Annotated in this window: 18 protein-coding genes; 7 read left to right on the forward strand and 11 right to left on the reverse strand. The window is 63.1% G+C overall.

All coding sequences use genetic code 11. The features are described from left to right. Window positions 1-6: 6 nt before the first annotated feature. From hpaH to hpaR, 7 genes are all read right to left on the reverse strand, one after another. Entirely contained in the window at window positions 7-834 is an 828-nt protein-coding gene (gene hpaH, locus E5678_RS16115; protein WP_136179463.1) for a 2-oxo-hept-4-ene-1,7-dioate hydratase, read from the reverse strand. Window positions 835-839: 5 nt separating this feature from the next. Further along, on the reverse strand, window positions 840-1,289 hold the full coding sequence (locus E5678_RS16120) for a 5-carboxymethyl-2-hydroxymuconate isomerase (RefSeq protein ID WP_136179464.1): 450 nt from the start codon (window positions 1,287-1,289) through the stop codon (window positions 840-842). A 14-nt stretch (window positions 1,290-1,303) separates the two neighbouring features. Continuing rightward, window positions 1,304-2,230: a 3,4-dihydroxyphenylacetate 2,3-dioxygenase gene (hpaD, locus tag E5678_RS16125; protein WP_136179465.1), complete on the reverse strand. Its 927-nt coding sequence runs from the start codon at window positions 2,228-2,230 to the stop codon at window positions 1,304-1,306. A 2-nt stretch (window positions 2,231-2,232) separates the two neighbouring features. Beyond that, window positions 2,233-3,702: a 5-carboxymethyl-2-hydroxymuconate semialdehyde dehydrogenase gene (hpaE, locus tag E5678_RS16130; protein WP_136179466.1), complete on the reverse strand. Its 1,470-nt coding sequence runs from the start codon at window positions 3,700-3,702 to the stop codon at window positions 2,233-2,235. A gap of 74 nt (window positions 3,703-3,776) precedes the next feature. Further along, the gene (locus E5678_RS16135) at window positions 3,777-4,571 is read right to left on the reverse strand and encodes a fumarylacetoacetate hydrolase family protein (RefSeq protein WP_136179467.1); all 795 of its coding nucleotides are present in this window, start codon (window positions 4,569-4,571) and stop codon (window positions 3,777-3,779) included. Further along, complete coding sequence (locus tag E5678_RS16140) at window positions 4,568-5,251, reverse strand: fumarylacetoacetate hydrolase family protein (protein WP_136179468.1); 684 nt, start codon at window positions 5,249-5,251, stop codon at window positions 4,568-4,570. The genes E5678_RS16135 and E5678_RS16140 overlap by 4 nt, the downstream gene beginning before the upstream one ends. Further along, window positions 5,248-5,724 (reverse strand): homoprotocatechuate degradation operon regulator HpaR, encoded by a 477-nt coding sequence (gene hpaR, locus E5678_RS16145; RefSeq protein ID WP_136179469.1) that lies wholly within the window; start codon window positions 5,722-5,724, stop codon window positions 5,248-5,250. Before hpaR ends, E5678_RS16140 begins: the two co-directional genes overlap by 4 nt. A 104-nt stretch (window positions 5,725-5,828) precedes the next feature. Here hpaR and E5678_RS16150 point away from each other — a divergent pair, with 104 nt between their 5' ends. Together E5678_RS16150 and E5678_RS16155 are read left to right on the forward strand one after the other, a co-directional pair. Further along, window positions 5,829-6,887 carry a nitronate monooxygenase gene (locus E5678_RS16150; RefSeq protein ID WP_136179470.1) on the forward strand — a complete coding sequence of 353 codons (1,059 nt, stop codon included), beginning with the start codon at window positions 5,829-5,831 and terminating at the stop codon, window positions 6,885-6,887. Then, window positions 6,875-7,171, forward strand: coding sequence for an antibiotic biosynthesis monooxygenase (locus tag E5678_RS16155; RefSeq protein WP_136179471.1), 297 nt, complete (start codon window positions 6,875-6,877; stop codon window positions 7,169-7,171). Before E5678_RS16150 ends, E5678_RS16155 begins: the two co-directional genes overlap by 13 nt. A gap of 18 nt (window positions 7,172-7,189) precedes the next feature. Here E5678_RS16155 and E5678_RS16160 read toward each other — a convergent pair whose 3' ends face one another. Continuing rightward, window positions 7,190-8,317 carry a hypothetical protein gene (locus E5678_RS16160; RefSeq protein ID WP_136179472.1) on the reverse strand — a complete coding sequence of 376 codons (1,128 nt, stop codon included), beginning with the start codon at window positions 8,315-8,317 and terminating at the stop codon, window positions 7,190-7,192. Window positions 8,318-8,371: 54 nt separating this feature from the next. On the opposite strand from E5678_RS16160, the gene radA reads away from it, so the two are divergent. Continuing rightward, window positions 8,372-9,748, forward strand: coding sequence for a DNA repair protein RadA (gene radA, locus E5678_RS16165; RefSeq protein WP_136179473.1), 1,377 nt, complete (start codon window positions 8,372-8,374; stop codon window positions 9,746-9,748). A 68-nt stretch (window positions 9,749-9,816) separates the two neighbouring features. Continuing rightward, window positions 9,817-10,227, forward strand: coding sequence for a glycerate kinase (locus E5678_RS16170; protein WP_136179474.1), 411 nt, complete (start codon window positions 9,817-9,819; stop codon window positions 10,225-10,227). Between the two features lie 361 nt (window positions 10,228-10,588). Here E5678_RS16170 and E5678_RS16175 read toward each other — a convergent pair whose 3' ends face one another. After that, entirely contained in the window at window positions 10,589-11,308 is a 720-nt protein-coding gene (locus E5678_RS16175; RefSeq protein WP_136179475.1) for a hypothetical protein, read from the reverse strand. A gap of 125 nt (window positions 11,309-11,433) precedes the next feature. Here E5678_RS16175 and E5678_RS16180 point away from each other — a divergent pair, with 125 nt between their 5' ends. The 3 genes from E5678_RS16180 to E5678_RS16190 all read left to right on the forward strand — a co-directional run bounded on the left by E5678_RS16180 (window position 11,434) and on the right by E5678_RS16190 (window position 13,146). Beyond that, entirely contained in the window at window positions 11,434-12,375 is a 942-nt protein-coding gene (locus E5678_RS16180) for a branched-chain amino acid transaminase (RefSeq protein WP_136179476.1), read from the forward strand. 13 nt (window positions 12,376-12,388) lie between these two features. After that, window positions 12,389-12,595: a zinc-finger domain-containing protein gene (locus E5678_RS16185; protein WP_136179477.1), complete on the forward strand. Its 207-nt coding sequence runs from the start codon at window positions 12,389-12,391 to the stop codon at window positions 12,593-12,595. Between the two features lie 257 nt (window positions 12,596-12,852). Continuing rightward, on the forward strand, window positions 12,853-13,146 hold the full coding sequence (locus E5678_RS16190; protein ID WP_136179478.1) for a hypothetical protein: 294 nt from the start codon (window positions 12,853-12,855) through the stop codon (window positions 13,144-13,146). 431 nt (window positions 13,147-13,577) lie between these two features. Here the strand turns inward: E5678_RS16190 and E5678_RS16195 are convergent, their stop codons facing one another. Both E5678_RS16195 and E5678_RS16200 read right to left on the reverse strand, forming a co-directional pair. Continuing rightward, window positions 13,578-14,831 carry an ATP-binding protein gene (locus E5678_RS16195; RefSeq protein ID WP_136179479.1) on the reverse strand — a complete coding sequence of 418 codons (1,254 nt, stop codon included), beginning with the start codon at window positions 14,829-14,831 and terminating at the stop codon, window positions 13,578-13,580. Window positions 14,832-14,986: 155 nt separating this feature from the next. Then, the gene (locus E5678_RS16200; RefSeq protein WP_136179480.1) at window positions 14,987-15,712 is read right to left on the reverse strand and encodes a response regulator transcription factor; all 726 of its coding nucleotides are present in this window, start codon (window positions 15,710-15,712) and stop codon (window positions 14,987-14,989) included. Window positions 15,713-15,793: the final 81 nt, after the last annotated feature.

Consider the following 15,793-nt stretch of genomic DNA (forward strand, 5'->3'; position numbering starts at 1 on the left):
AGGCTTTCAAACAAATCGAAACTTCAGGCAGCCGAGGGGGCCGTAGTCGGCCTCGAAAGCGTCACCGACTTTGGCCGCCACAGGGCGGGTAAAGCTGCCGGCGAGCACGATTTCACCCGCCTCCAGCCGTTCGCCCCAGGGCGCGAGCTTGTGGGCCAGCCAGGCGATGCCAATGGCCGGGTCACCCTGCACGCCCGCCGCCAGACCGGTTTCTTCCACCATGCCGTTTTGCCGCAGGATGGCGCCACACCACGGCAGGTTGATGGCCCGTGGATCAACCCTGAAAGCCGGGTCCCCCGTGCCCACCACGATGCCGGCGTTGGCCGCGTTGTCGCTGATGGTGTCGTAGACCTTGCGCATGGCTTTGCTGTGGCGGTCGAACTGCTCGATGCGAGCATCGATGATTTCGATGGCCGGTGTGATGTAGTCGGTGACATCCAGCACATCTTCCACCGTCACATTCGGCCCGCCCAGCGGCGCCTTGAGCACAAAGGCCAGCTCCACCTCCACGCGCGGCGCGATGAAGTTCGCCATGGGAATGTCCAGCACCTGGCCCGCCTGCGCGGTGTAAAGCATGTCATCCAGCAGCGTGCCGTAATCGGGTTCGTCGATCTGACTGCTGATCTGCATGGCGCGGCTGGTCAAACCGATCTTGTGGCCGATGACCTTTCGCCCGGCTGACTTTTCCAGCTCGACCCAGGCGCGGCCAATGCGGTAGCCGTCTTCAATGCTCATGCCGGGGTGGCGTTTGGAGAAATGCTCGACCGGGGTGCGCGAACGTTGCGACTGTTGCAACTCGGCGGCGAGTTCGGCGATGAGTTCGGGGCTGAACATGGGGGTCAATCCTTCTTCTGAAATAGCGGATGCAGGGAGCTGTTTTTGGTATCAGCGACTTCATGGCCTTCGTCCACCTGCACAGTGATGCCGATGGGCCGTTCAGCGAGCTGTGCGCTGAATCGCGCTTTGACACAGGCGTCGAGCACCTCGCCCACGCGCTGGTGCACCGCCGCGCTGCGGCCCTTGGCCATGCGCAGGTTCATGTACACGAAAGCGTAGTCACCGCCCTTGCCCGCAGCCTCACCGGCCGCACCGCCATCGGCCAGCGCAAAATGTGCGGCCGGGTAGGCCAGCACCCGTGTGCCGCCTGTGGGGAAGACCTGACGGTCTTGCTCATCGCGCACCGAGAGCATGGCATCACACAAAGCACGACACAAACCGCTCATGTCAACGCCGCCCTCTGCTGCAGGCTTGTCCAGGTTGGGGGTGTAGAGGATGACGAGATGGGGCATGGAAGGCGTCGCTTTCAGAGCCGGGTGGCGACTGAGGTGTACCCGTCGGCACGCGACGCTTGGGCAGGCGGAATGGCCGAGCCGCTGACCGGCTCGACGGGAAACACCGCGTTGATCTGCCCTGTACCCGACGCGCCGAAGTACGGGGTGAGCACTTCACCTTTGCCTTGGTACTCGCTCCACCCAAGCGCGCCCAACATCATGGCGGTGTCGTGCATGAAGCCTTCGCCGTGGCCCTTGGCCGCGTATTCAGGCAGCATCTCGCAGAAGTCTTTCCACTCACCCTGCTCCCACATCTCCACCACACGTTTGTCCAAGGTTTCGAGAAAGGGGCTCCAGATGCGGTGTGCGAAATCGGGTGCCAGGCCATTCTGCGCGAAGCGGTGGCTCAATGAGCCACTGGCGAGGAAAGCCACGGTGCCGTCGTAGTGATCTTCCACCGCTTTGCGCATGGCCCAGCCCAAACGCGCGCTGTCGTTGAGGTAGTGCACAGTGCAAAGGGCCGACACCGAGACCGCCTTGAAATGTTGATCGGCGTTCATGTAGCGCATGGGAACCAGGGTGCCGTACTCGGGGGCGAGTGTGGTGGCATCGTGGGCCAGCGTTTCAACACCATGCTCGTTGCACACCCGCGCAAGCAGCTTGCCGAGCACCGGGTTGCCCGGAATTTCATAGGCCATGTTGCTGATGAAATGCGGCAACTCGTTGCTGGTGTAGTTGCCCTTGAAGTGCTCGGCGCAGTTGATGTGGTAATTCGCATTGACCAACCAATGGGTGTCAAACACCACGATGGTGTCCACGCCCAGCTCCAGACAGCGGCGGCGAATTTCCAGATGGCCATCGATGGCTGCTTGCCGCGTGCCGTGGCGTGGGCCAGGCAGCTCGCTCAGGTACATCGAAGGAACGTGGGTGATCTTGCCGACCAGTGCGAGCTTGCCCATGTTCAGACTCCCCAATGTGGAATATGGTGTGAACCCATCGACACCGCAATGTTCTTGGGTTCCAGAAATACCTCGTAGCTCCAGGTGCCGCCTTCGCGCCCCGTGCCACTGGCTTTGGTGCCGCCGAAGGGTTGGCGCAGATCGCGCACGTTCTGGCTGTTCACAAAGCACATGCCGGCTTCGACAGCGGCAGCCACGCGGTGGGCCTTGCCGATGTTTTCGGTCCACACGTAGCTGGACAGTCCGTAGGCGATGTCATTGGCCTTCGCGATGGCATCGGCCTCGTCTATGAAAGGAATCAGGCACGCGACGGGGCCGAAAATTTCTTCTTGCGCGATGCGCATGCGGTTGTCGACATCGGCGAACACGGTCGGCCAGACGAAATTGCCTTTTTGCACGCTGGCCGCCAGTTCCGGCGCATAGCTGGGCCGGTCGATGCCGCCGCACACCATCGTGGCGCCCTCTTTCGGACCCAGCTCGATGTAGCTGCGCACCTTGGCGAGGTGGGCCGGGCTGATCATGGGCCCAACGGTGGTGGACTCGTTCATCGGATCGCCCACCACGATGCGCTTGGCGCGCTCGCTGAACTTCGCCACAAAGTTTGCGTAGATGCTTTGCTGCACCAGGATGCGGCTGCCCGCCGTGCAGCGCTCACCGTTGTTGCTGAAGATCATGAAGATCGCAGCATCCAGCGCGCGGTCCAGGTCGGCGTCGTCAAAGATCACGAAGGGGCTCTTGCCACCCAGCTCCATGCTGAATTTTTTCAGGCCCGCGGCTTGCACGATGCGGTTGCCCGTGGCCGTGGAACCGGTGAAAGAAATGGCACGCACATCAGGATGGGCGCAAAGCGGTTCGCCCGCTTCTTTGCCCATGCCGTGCACGATGTTGAGCACGCCGGCCGGGATGCCCGCCTCCAACGCCAGCTCGCCCAAGCGTGCTGCGGTGAGCGGCGAGAGCTCGCTCATTTTCAACACCGCCGTGTTGCCGAAGGCCAGACACGGTGCGACCTTCCAGGTCGAGGTCATGAAAGGCACGTTCCACGGACTGATGAGCGCGCACACACCGACCGGGTGGAACAGCGTGTAGTTCAGGTGCGTGGGCGTGGGGTAGGTGTGACCGTCCACGCGGGTGCACATCTCGGCGAAGTACGAGAAGTTGTCGGACGCGCGGGGAATCAGTTGTTTGCCGGTTTGGGAAATCGTTTGCCCGGTGTCTTGCGTTTCGGTTTGCGCGATTTCGGGCACGTGTCGGGCGATCAAGTCACCGAGCGCGCGGATTTTTTCGGCGCGCTCGGTGGCGGGCAGGCCCGCCCAAGCGGGGAAGGCGTCTTTCGCAGCTTGTACAGCGGCGTTGACTTCTGCCTCGGTGCCTGCAGCGACCTCGGCGAGCACCTCCTGCGTAGCGGGATTGACGGTTTCGAAATAGCTGCTGCCGGCAACCGATTTTCCATTGATGAGGTGATTGATTTTCATAGGATGTCTTTCTCCGTTCAGGCCGAAAACGGGGTCAGAGCCCGATTTCGATGAGGGGGTTTTCTCCGTCCGGGTCAGTTTCTTGAAGTGAGACCCGACCCCATTTGCGCCGACGCAATGGTGTTGAGCAAAGCCCCAATGCCGTCGATTTCAGTCACGACCACGTCACCTGGCAGGCAATCGACCACGCCGTCCGGTGTACCTGTCAGGATCAGGTCCCCGGGCATCAGCGTCATGAAGGCGCTGAAGTATTCGATCAGCGTCGCCACATCGAAAATCATGTCATTCGTTTGACCTTGCTGCGTGAGTTGGCCGTTCACCGTGGTCTTGAGCGCCAGCGCTTGCGGATCGGGAATGTCGGCCGCGTCCACCAGCCAGGGGCCAAGGGGGGTGCAGGTATCGCGGTTCTTTACGCGCAGGTTGGGCCGGTACCAGTTTTCCAGGTAGTCGCGAATCGCGTAGTCGTTGGCCACGGTGTACCCGGCCACAAAGTCCAGCGCGGTGGCCTTCTTCACGTTTTTGGCTTCGCGCCCCATCACCACGGCGAGTTCGCATTCGTAGTGCATGAACTTCACGCCATCGGGCCGCACCGTGAAGGCGCGGTGACCGATCAAAGACGCTTCGCCCTTGAGGAAAGCCAAGGGCTCAACCGGCGGTTTGAACTCGAGCTCTTTGGCGTGGTCGGCGTAGTTGAGCCCCAACGCAAGGATGGTGCGCGGGCGCGAAACTGGCGCGAGAGGTGGCAGCCAGACCACATCATCAAAGTTCACACGGCGCCCCGCAAACGCAGGGGTAAGCAATTCGAGTTGCCCATCCTTTTCGACCGCGTTGTGCACAGCACCGGCCCAGGCAATGCGTGCGCGCTTCATGCGGTCTCTCCCAAGGTTTTTGCCACGGTGTGCACCACCGGCTTGAATCCGGCTGCAGAAATTTCGACGGTGTCACCGGCTTTTGCCAACGGACGGCCGCCGTCTTCCAGACAATCGGTTCCGAGCATCAACACGTCGCCTGGCAGAAGGATCATGAACTCGCCGACATCGGCCAACAGTTGAGCGGCCGGTCGCACCAGATCAGCCAGGGTCACCGTCTGTTTCCAAACCCCATTGATGCGCACCTCGATTTGCAAGGCATCCAAGGCCACCGGCATGCGGACCAACGCTGGCCCCACGCCAAGCAGGCCATCGGCGCACCGGGTCTTCACCGGTGGTCGGAAGTAGCTGTCGTGCGGCACACACCAGTCGTTAAGCAAAACACAGCCGGCCAGCGCACTCAGGCTCGGCCTGGAACAGCCGGGCAGGGGCTCACCCATCACCAGCCCGATCGTGGCGCCCACGGCCAATACATCGGCGCCCGGTGGCAGCACCACCAGACCACCTGACGGCAAAAAAGTGTTCGCGGTCTTGACGTACAGCACCGGCGCCTGAGGGGGTGCTTTGTACGGCGATTCCTGCATGCGGGGAGCCCACAGCGCGTGTTCGCGCTGGAAATTGAGCAGCGTTCCGTAAACGGTGCCACTGGGGCTCCAGTGGTGGGCCAGGTGGGTGTTCATTCGGCGGGCTCACTTTCTATTTCGAGGGGTTGTTCCAGCGCAATCACGCGGTCAAGCAAAACATACAGCCGCGCCAGCTGCGCTTCACCCAGGCGCTCTTCCATCCAGGCGTAGTGGGCTTCGATGGTGGTGGAGAGGTTGCGCACCAGCTTCAGCCCCGCGGTGGTGGCGCGCACCACGGTGCGCCTCGCGTCTTGCGGGCAACGCTCGCGCTGAATCAATCCGTCGCGTTCCATGCGCGCGAGCACCCCCGTGAGGCTGGGCCCGAGCAGCAAGGCTTCGCGTGCAATGCGCCCGGTTTCGACCCCTGCGGGATCGCCGGCGTGCTCGCCCAACACACGCAACACGCGCCACTGCTGATCCGACAGCCCATGCTCGCGCAGACTGGGCCGGGTGTGCTGCATCACGGCCTCACGCGCTTCAAGCAGCAGGCGCGGCAGGTTGCGGTGAACAAAGGGGGTTGCAGCGCTCATATTATTTAATATGTTAAATGATTTTCTGAAGCCAGTCATACGGGGGTTTTCCCGTGGGAAACCCTGTTGCCCCGAGTCCATCGCTCGCCCGGCACAATGGCGACATGAGGACCCCTTTGACCACCCTGCTCGACATCGAGCACCCCTTGATCCAGGCGCCCATGGCGGGCGTGCAGGGCTCAGCGCTGGCCCTTGCCGTGTCCTCCACCGGCGCCCTGGGCTCCCTGCCTTGCGCCATGCTCACGCCCGACGCCCTGGCGCGCGAGTTGGCCGCCCTGCATACCGGCACATCGCGGCCGGTGAACCTCAATTTTTTCTGCCACACACCACCCGAACCTGATGCGGCGAGAGACAGCCGGTGGCGAGCGGCACTCGCAGCCTTCTATGCAGAAGCCGGGTTGGACGTTGGCGCTGTGCCTGCGGGGCCGGGCCGCGTGCCCTTCAGCCATGCGGTGGCCGCCCTTATCGAACCCTATCGGCCCAGAATCGTCAGCTTTCATTTCGGCTTGCCAGCGCAGGATGTGCTGGCCCGCGTGAAAGCCTGGGGCGCCCGGGTGCTCGCCAGCGCCACAACCGTAGAGGAGGCCCGGTGGCTTGAAGCACACGGTGCAGACGCCGTGATCGCCCAAGGCCTGGAAGCCGGCGGCCACCGCGGCATGTTCATGACCACCGATGTGACGACCCAGATCGGCACTTTTGCACTGCTGCCGCAAGTGGTCGCGGCGGTCCAGTTGCCGGTGATTGCCGCCGGCGGCATCGCAACCGCGGCCGGCGTGCGCGCGGCCATGGCACTGGGGGCCAGCGGCGTGCAAGTGGGCACAGCCTATTTGTGCAGCCATGAAGCCACCACCAGCGACCTGCACCGCCAGGCACTGCAAAGCCCTGCCGCGCGGCACACAGCACTCACCAACGTGTTCACGGGCAGACCAGCGCGCGGTATCGTGAACCGCGTGGTTCGCGAGCTGGGTGGCATGTGTGCAGATGCTCCGGCCTTTCCGTTGGCCACCGCAGGGATGGCCCCGCTGCGAGCCCATTGGGAGGCGAAAGGCAGCGGTGAGTTTTCACCGCTCTGGTCGGGTCAAAATGCGGTGGGTTGCCACAGCCTGAGCGCCGCAGCCATCACCGAACAACTGCTGAAGGGATTTGCGCCATGTTCGTCGTGATTTTTCGTGCACATATCCGCCAGTTGGATGCCGAGTACAACAGCATGGCCGCACGCATGCGCGAGCTGGCCCTGTCGCAATTCGGTTGCCTGAGTTTCACCGCCGCCACAGAAGGCGATCATGAAATCGCTGTGTCGTACTGGCCCGACGAGGCCAGCATATGCGCCTGGAAACAGCACGCGGAACACCTTGAGGCGCAGCAACTCGGACGCGATCGCTGGTACGCGGGCTACGACGTGGACATCGCTGAAGTGAAGCGCAGCTACAGCCGCCCAGCGGCCTGAATGCGACCCACCGCTCGATCAATAGCCTTGGCGTGACAGGTGTTTGGTGGCTGCCTGTTGTTGCTTGACCCACCGCTTGAAGCCGGCGTCTTCCTGCACCTGCCGCAGGTCTAGCTTCATCAAAGCCAAGGCCATCTCCAGCTCTTCGACCTGCTCCATGACCACCCGCTGCAAGTTCTTGGGGGTGGCCCCCAACCCATAGGGCAACTGGAACTCGTGGCACAGCGCGTCCTGGCGCCCGGCGCGTTCCCGCTCCAGATCGGCCACCTGGGCTTTCAGCAACAGCGTCATGGTCACCAGTTTGTCGTCCGCCCAATTCGCGCTGGAATCGGCCCCCTGCAAGGCGGCCGATTGCTGCAACTGCATCAAAGCCACCAGGTCTTTGCGCGCATAGGCGGCATTGGCCTCGCCCATGAGGTGGGTTTTGCGCTCGCGTGCAGCTTCATCGACCTCACGGTCTGGATGCAAAACGCTCGCCAGTCGCCGAAACAGCGCGCGCAACAATTCGCTGGCATCGGTCTGTTGTGCCTGCGCTTTGCCCTGCTCCACCCCCACGGGCTTGTTCTTGCGCGCCTTTTTCCGAGCGGCCGCCGCCTCACGCTCGGCCGCCTCGTCTTCTTCCTGCTGTCGCAGCCGCGCCCTGGCAGCAGCCATCACGGCTTCCGGGCTGGCGTCTGGAGGAAGGTCGTCCATCCGTTCGCCCAACGCTGCTTCGAACTCAGCGCGCATCGCCTGCGCCCGGCGCGCCTGGAGAGCGCTCAGGCTCAGAGGTGCGTGTCGATCATGCAGGGTAGCCATGGCGGCATCCCCATCTTTCGCCAAGGTCAGCGCCATAGAGCACAGCATCGATTGCGCTGCCGCGCGCAAAGGTGCACTCAAGGTCTTGCCCGCCAGGCGCTCATCAAGCACCAGCACCATTTCGCGCAGCGAGGCGCGGTGGGCGGTTTTCAAGGGCACCACCTGCTCGCTCAAGGCCAGGCGGTGTTGCTGCCCCAGCGTTTCGAGGTCCACCAGCTGGGTTTTGAGCTTTTCAATGCGGGTGAGCTGGATTTGAAAAGCCCGCGCAGCAGGCGTGCGCTGGGGTTTGGCAGGTGTCTGAGGCGTCAACGCCAGGGCCGGCTGGGGAAATCGGGGATCAAAAGTCATGAAGGTGCGCGAGAGGGGCCGGGAAAGGATCAGGGAGCACGGTATTCTCACCCCATGGCCAAAGACAAAACCAATTACGTCTGCAACGAGTGCGGCGGCACCAGCCCAAAATGGTTGGGCAAATGCCCCAGTTGTGGCGCCTGGAACACATTGATTGAATCCGTGGCGGAATCCAGCGCGCCCACCAAAAACCGGTTCGCCTCCTTGGCCAAGACCGCTGAAGTGACCGTGTTGGCCAACATCGAAGCCTCCGATGTCGAGCGCACGCCCACTGGACACGACGAGCTGGACCGCGTGCTCGGGGGCGGTATCGTGGAAGGAGGCGTGGTCTTGATCGGTGGCGATCCTGGCATCGGAAAATCCACGCTGCTGCTGCAAGCGCTGGATTCGCTGCAACGGTCTGGGCAAAAGACGCTGTACGTCACAGGTGAAGAAAGCGGCGCCCAGGTGGCACTGCGCTCACGCCGCCTTGGGCTGGAAGGCTCTCAGGTCAGCGTTCTGGCCGAAATCCAGCTGGAAAAAATCCTGGCCACACTGGATACCACCCACCCCACGGTCGCCGTGATCGACTCCATCCAGACCGTGTACTCCGACCAGCTCACCAGCGCACCGGGCTCGGTGGCGCAGGTGCGCGAATGCGCGGCGCACCTGACCCGCGCGGCCAAAGCCAGCGGCACCGCCATCGTGCTCGTGGGCCATGTGACCAAAGAAGGTGCGCTGGCCGGCCCCCGTGTGCTGGAGCACATGGTGGACACGGTGTTGTATTTCGAGGGCGACACGCATTCCAGCTTCCGCCTGATCCGCGCCATCAAGAACCGCTTTGGCGCAGTCAACGAAATCGGCGTATTTGCCATGACGGAAAAGGGCCTCAAAGGGGTGTCCAACCCCAGTGCCATCTTTCTTTCCCAACATTCGGAACCCGTGCCCGGCAGCTGCGTGATGGTCACCCTCGAAGGCACCCGTCCCATGCTGGTGGAAATTCAGGCGCTGGTCGACAGCGGCGGACCGTCCCCCAGACGCCTGAGCGTGGGACTGGACCGCGACCGCCTGGCCATGTTGCTGGCGGTGTTGCACCGGCACGCCGGCGTCGCCTGCATGGACCAGGACGTCTTCGTCAACGCCGTGGGCGGCGTGCGCATCAGCGAGCCCGCCGCCGATCTGGCCGTGATGCTGGCCATCACCAGCAGCCTGCGTGGCAAAGCCCTGCCCAAGGGCTTCATTGCCTTTGGAGAAGTCGGTCTGGCGGGCGAGGTGCGCCCGGCACCACGAGGCCAGGAGCGGCTGAAGGAGGCCGCCAAACTCGGCTTCAGTGTGGCGGTGGTACCCAAAGCGAATGCGCCCAAAAAGAACGACAAAGCCTTTGAGGGTCTGACGATCCATGGGGTCGACCGGATCGAAGACGCTATGGAACTGGCCCGCAGCCTGGCCTGAATGGCTCACTGAACACCGAGCGACTCTCTTCTCGACAAGCTTGCGCCGACGATCGGCCCAGCACGCAAATGAAAACAAAGATCTGGATTTCCGCCCTGTTGATTCTCACAGCCACAGGCGTCGCGTGGCGACTATGGGGAGGGGTCGCGGTGGCCACCGTAGCGGGTGCGCTTCTGATGTGGTTGCTCCTGCACTACACGCGCCTGATGAAAGTGATGCAGCGTGCCGCACACCACCCCGTGGGATCCGTGGACAGTGCGGTGATGCTGCATGCCAAGCTGTCCAAAGGCATGAGCCTGCTGCATGTCACGGCCTTGACGCGGTCCCTCGGTCGGTCTTTAGAGCCGCAAGCGCCTGGGCCGCGCAGCGGGTCTGAAACGTTTGTATGGACCGATGCTTCGGAGGCTTCGGTTCGCATCGAGTTCCGGCACGGCAAAGCGCAAAGCTGGGAGCTGACCCGTCCACAGAGCGGTTCGTAAGCTTGGGCAAACGCACGGGGCGGTGTGCGCATGACGGGCGGCGGCTTCGGTGGTTGTGTGGTCGCGCTCCGGCCCCATGCCCTGGTCGCCCCCTGCCAAGCCGCGCTGGCCGAGCATTACCGTGCGCCCGGCGGGTCGCCCGCCGAGGTTTACCTGCCCAACCTCAGCGCCGGCGCATCCCACCGCACCCTCACCACCCAGAGTCGGTTGTTGAACGCATGGCGGGACGCTGGCCTGGGCCCTCAAGGGGTGGTTCGGCGGGCCTTGAGATGGATGTGCAAGCGCAGTTCCCCCCCGGCGTTGAGCGCCACCAAACCATGCTCCAAGGGCTCGGCTTGCTGGACCGCGTTGTTCAAGTGGGTCACTGGTTCGACACAGAAAAACGCTGCGCCCATTGGGGTGTACACCACCCAATACCGGCTGTCGGCTTCCAGCGCCACCTGCAAATCGGCATCGAACAGCTGGGCCACCGCGCCAGCCCCGTCAAAACAATGGTCCAGCCGCATGTCAGCGACAGCGCCGCGCAAACCCTGCACCGCCTGGGGGGCGCGCGGCAGAACATCATCACCGGCAAGTCCAGCGCACTGCCAGACCGCCGCACGAAGTACGGATGCCAACCCAAGCCCATGGGTTGGACGCGCGCATCGGTGTTGCGAGCACTCATCGTGAGCCGAAGCCCGTCAGGGCCTAACTCGAAGCGCTGCTCGGCCTCAAATGCAAACGGCCAGAATTCGTCGGGCGCATGCACCAATCGCAAAACCAGTGTTGCCACCTGTTGCTCCACCACCGTCCAGGGACGCATGAACCCCACGCCGTGCAGGGCATGGGCTTCGCCATTGAACCCGTTGCGCAAGCTGTAGCGTTCGCCCCGCCAATCCATCTGCCCCCGTCCAATCCGGTTTGAATCAGGCACCAACGGATAGGCTGCGCTCTGGCCCGCATGCGTTGCCGCCTCGAGGGTGGGCCGCAGCACCGGCGTCCCACCCAGCCACAGGCCCAGCACGCTGCCGCCCAGCGCGGGATCCACCTGCAGTCTCCAGTTGGCATGGTGGAGTTCAATGGGGGGAGAGGGCATTGGCATGGCGGATCACCGGGAACAAGTATCTGTTCAAACCGCAGGATACGAGTCCCAAGCCCCGCCAGACCGTAAAATGAGGGCTCACGTCAGCGCTGGCGCTGGCGGCACCCGATCCCAAAGGAAACCGCATGACCCCCGTAGCCCCCTCGATGTCCGACCGCGACGGCAAAATCTGGATGGATGGCCAGATGGTTGACTGGCGAGACGCCAAGATCCATGTGCTCACCCACACGCTGCACTACGGTTGCGGTGCCTTTGAAGGTGTGCGCGCCTACAAAACAGCCGACGGCGGCACGTCCATCTTCCGTCTGGAAGATCACACCGAACGCCTGTTCAACAGCGCCAAGATCCTGCGCATGGCCATCCCCTTCACCAAAGAGCAGGTGAACGAGGCGCAAAGAGCCGTGGTGCGCGAAAACCAGCTTGAAAGTGCCTACTTGCGCCCCCTGACCTGGATCGGTGACAAGCGGCTGGGCGTCTCGCCCAAGGGCAACACCATCCACCTCATGGTGGCGGCCTGGTCCTGGGGCGCCTACCTGGGTGAAGAAGGCCTCAAGCGCGGTATCCGCGTCAAGACCAGCAGCTACACCCGCCACCACGTCAACGTCACCATGACCCAGGCCAAGGCGGTGAGCAACTACACCAACTCCATCCTGGCCAACATGGAAGTCACCGAAGAGGGCTACGACGAAGCCCTGCTGCTCGACAGCTCGGGCTTTGTCTCCGAAGGTGCGGGCGAAAACATCTTCGTGATCAAGAACGGCGTGCTCTACACACCCGACCTGTCAGCCGGCGCCCTGAACGGCCTCACCCGCAACACGGTATTCCACATTGCCAAGGATCTGGGCCTGGAGGTGGTGCAAAAACGCATCACCCGCGACGAGGTCTACATCGCCGACGAAGCCTTCTTCACCGGTACCGCCGCCGAAGTGACCCCGATCCGCGAGCTCGACCGCATCGAGCTGGGCGAAGGCTCACGCGGCCCGATCACCGAAAAGATCCAGAGCGCCTTCTTCGACATCGTGGGCGGCAAAAACCCCAACTACGCCCATTGGCTGTCCAAAGTCTGAGAATCCCCCCACCATGAGCACCCCCCCCATCGAACTCAAAGCCAGCGAACTCAACCCCCAAGGCGGCGTGTTCTGCCCGAACCCCAAAGCCGACATGAAGCTCTGGAACAGCCACCCCAAGGTCTACCTGGACGTCGCCCACACGGGTGAGGCCAAGTGCCCTTACTGCGGCACCATCTACCGCCTCAAAGCCGGCGAAACCGTCTCGCACGCGCACTGAGGCACGGCATTGCCGGACTGTGTCGAGGTGGTTGTATCGACCGACAGCTTCCGCATCTGCGAGGCCAACAACGGCGCCAACCAGGCAACCCGGACCTTGGTCGACCGGTGGTTGACCGTCCTGGGTGATCAGCTGCGCCACGTCTGGCAGGCCGATCACGGTTTTCGAAGAATCGCATCCTGCACCAGGCCATCGCCAGCCCAACTGCTGACGACCTGGTCTTTCTGGATCGCGACTGCCTGCGCGGGGCAGGCTGCGTGATCCGCCTGAGCCAGTCCGCCAGCGACTCGGTGGCGCTGGAGCAAGTCACTTCTGGCGAAATGGTCACGGCTGCCTGGCTGCAGGAGCGACAAGCCTTGGGCACTTTCAGCAACCGGCGCATCTGGAACAGCGGCAACAGCTCCACCCGGCGCCTGAATCTGATCAAGGTCAACGGTTTCGACGAGACCCTTGGCTACAGAGCCGAAGACGTCGGGCTCGGCTTTCGCATCAACAACGCGGGCATGCGCAGACGGCACTTGCGCTGCACCAATCCCGCTCTGCACCTGTAGCACCCCCGCGAACAGGCCAACCAGCAAAGCCGCGAGAAAAACAGGGACCCCGCGCTGAAAGCGCGCAAAGATGGCAAGACCGTCACCGATGGCGGCATTCTGTACCACTGAACAACCACGCCCTGCCCCGAAACAACACTGCTGACGCAAGCCAGGGGTATTGCCAAAAAAAAAGCCACCTCGTGGTGGCTTTAAGTCCTTGGAAGGACGTCGTTGGGAGACCCTGTTCAAACGTTGTACCAACGTATGCTGTACGCCCTTGGGCAAATCCAGTTCTGTGTTGTGACAGCAACTTAAGTATTGTGCAGCGCGTCATAGAAAACAGCTATCCCCCATTTGGGGGAGATCGTCTCAATGTGTTGCAGAGACACCCAAAAAGGCAACACCAGTCACCCCCTAAATGGAGCCGAACGGCGGTTGTTCTCCCGAAATCAGACCGGCAGTTCAAGCACAAAACGGGCACCACCGCCCGGACGGGCTTCACAGCGCACCAGACCCCCGTGGCGCACGGCAATCGACCTGACCAACGCCAGACCCAGACCGACACCGCCTTCTTTTTCGCTGGCCCCCGGCAGGCGGTAAAACGACTCGAAAATGCGCTCTCGCAATTCGGGGGGTACCCCCGGGCCCCGGTCTTCGACATGCACCACGGCCCAGGATCGTCCACCGGAAGGCCGCAACGCCAGATGCAGCCGGACTGCGGCCTCGTCGCTGCCCGACGCCCCTGCTGGCCCCTTGTCGGCATGCCCATACCGTCGGGCGTTTTCCAGCAAGTTGCGCAACACCCGGCGCAACAGCCTCGCATTCCCATGCACCAAGACCGAGCCCGCACCGGGCTCGATGTCCAGATCGGCGCCTGTGCGTGCACACTCCTCGGCCGCCAAGCCCACGAGATCGACTTCTTCGGTCGGTCCCAAGGCCGACGCGTCGTTCACATCGCGCATGTCCAATCGACTCGCCAACAGGATTTCATCGATCAGCTGGTCCAGCTCTTCAATGCTGCGGGCCATCTCACGCCGCCGGGGTGCCTGGGCAGGGTCGTTGCCCATCAGCTCCAGACCCATGCGGATGCGGGCCAACGGCGAGCGCAACTCGTGCGAGGCGTTGGCCAGCAGGGTCTTGTGTGACGACAGCAGCGACTCCACCCGCTCGGCCGCTTCGTTGAAGCGCCGGGACAAGAGGGCCACTTCGTCGTGTCCGTTGACGTGCAACCGTGTCGAGAGATCACCCCGGCCCCAGCGTTCTACGCCGGCTTGCAAGATCTCAAGGCGTTTGGTCAACCGCCGCACGATGGGGTAAGCCCCCAGGGCCACTGCCACCGCCACCATGCCCAGCATCCAGAGGAAGCCAAACGTGCCATTCAGATCGCGCCGGCTGGGCACCCCGCCTGGCGTCCGCCCAACCCGGGGCAGCTCGACGTACAAGGTCTGCCCGTCGTTCATCACCACCTGAAACTCCAGGCCCTGGCCTGGAACACGCACCGCACGCGCCGGCGCTTGCCCCACCACGTCGCCCACACTGTTGCGCAGCACAATCTCACGGGCCACCCGCCCGTCGCGCTCTTCGCGATCCCGGCTCAGCGCCTCGCGCCACAACCAGCCCACCACCAGCGACAGCACCATCACCGCCACCACCACGGCCAGCCAGATGCGCAAGTACAGGCGCTGCCCCAGGCGACCGATCATGTGCACCTCACGGAGGATAGCTGTGCGATCAACTCAGTCGGCGAGAGGCCCACGCGAAGGCGTGCCTTCAGGGCACCGCCGGTCCGGCACTGCCGGTCGGCCAGTCCCGCATCCTTGAGGGGGTCACGCTGAGCGTGGCAGGGGTGGGCCATCTTCTAATCTTGTTGCTTGGCAAAAACATAACCCACACCCCGTACTGTCAGAATGCGTTTGGGGTCTTTGCTGTCGGCTTCGATGGCGTTGCGGATGCGCCCGATGTGCACGTCAATGCTGCGGTCAAAGGCTTCCAGTTCCCGGCCCCGCACCGCTTCCATGATCTGGTCGCGGGTGAGCACACGACCCGCGCGCTCGGCCATGGCCACGAGCAGGTCGAACTGGTAAGAGGTGAGCTCGCAGACGGCATCGCCCACTTGCACCGTTCGGGCATCTCGATCAATCTCCAGCGAACCAAAACGCAAGGTCGGCGTGGTGCGGGACACAGTCTGTCCAGGCTCGGTGCGCCGGCGCAAGACGGCGCGGATGCGCGCGAGCAGTTCCCGGGGTTCAAATGGCTTGGGCAGGTAATCATCGGCCCCCAGCTCCAGACCAATGATGCGGTCCATCGGGTCGCCCTTGGCTGTGAGCATCAGCACGGGCACGCGCGCATTCTCGTTGGGCAACGCACGAATGCGCCGGCACACTTCCAGCCCGTCAATGCCGGGCATCATCAGATCCAGGATGACCAACTCGGGTTGCATCAACTGCAAATGCTCCAGCCCCGCTTCGCCATCGCTGGCATGGGTGACCGTGAAGCCGGACTGGCCCAGGTAATCGGTGACCATCTGCGCGAGGCGCGCGTCGTCTTCGATCATCAGCAATCGGGAGGGGTTGGATGAACTCATGGTTTCAGTGTAGCGGTCTTGAGGGGCGAGGCCCGAGCTTGGCAGGATCGCATGAAGCAATTGCGTGCCTCGCGTAAAGTT

Source organism: Hydrogenophaga sp. PAMC20947 (assembly GCF_004795855.1).
Classification (GTDB): Bacteria; Pseudomonadota; Gammaproteobacteria; order Burkholderiales; family Burkholderiaceae_C; genus Hydrogenophaga.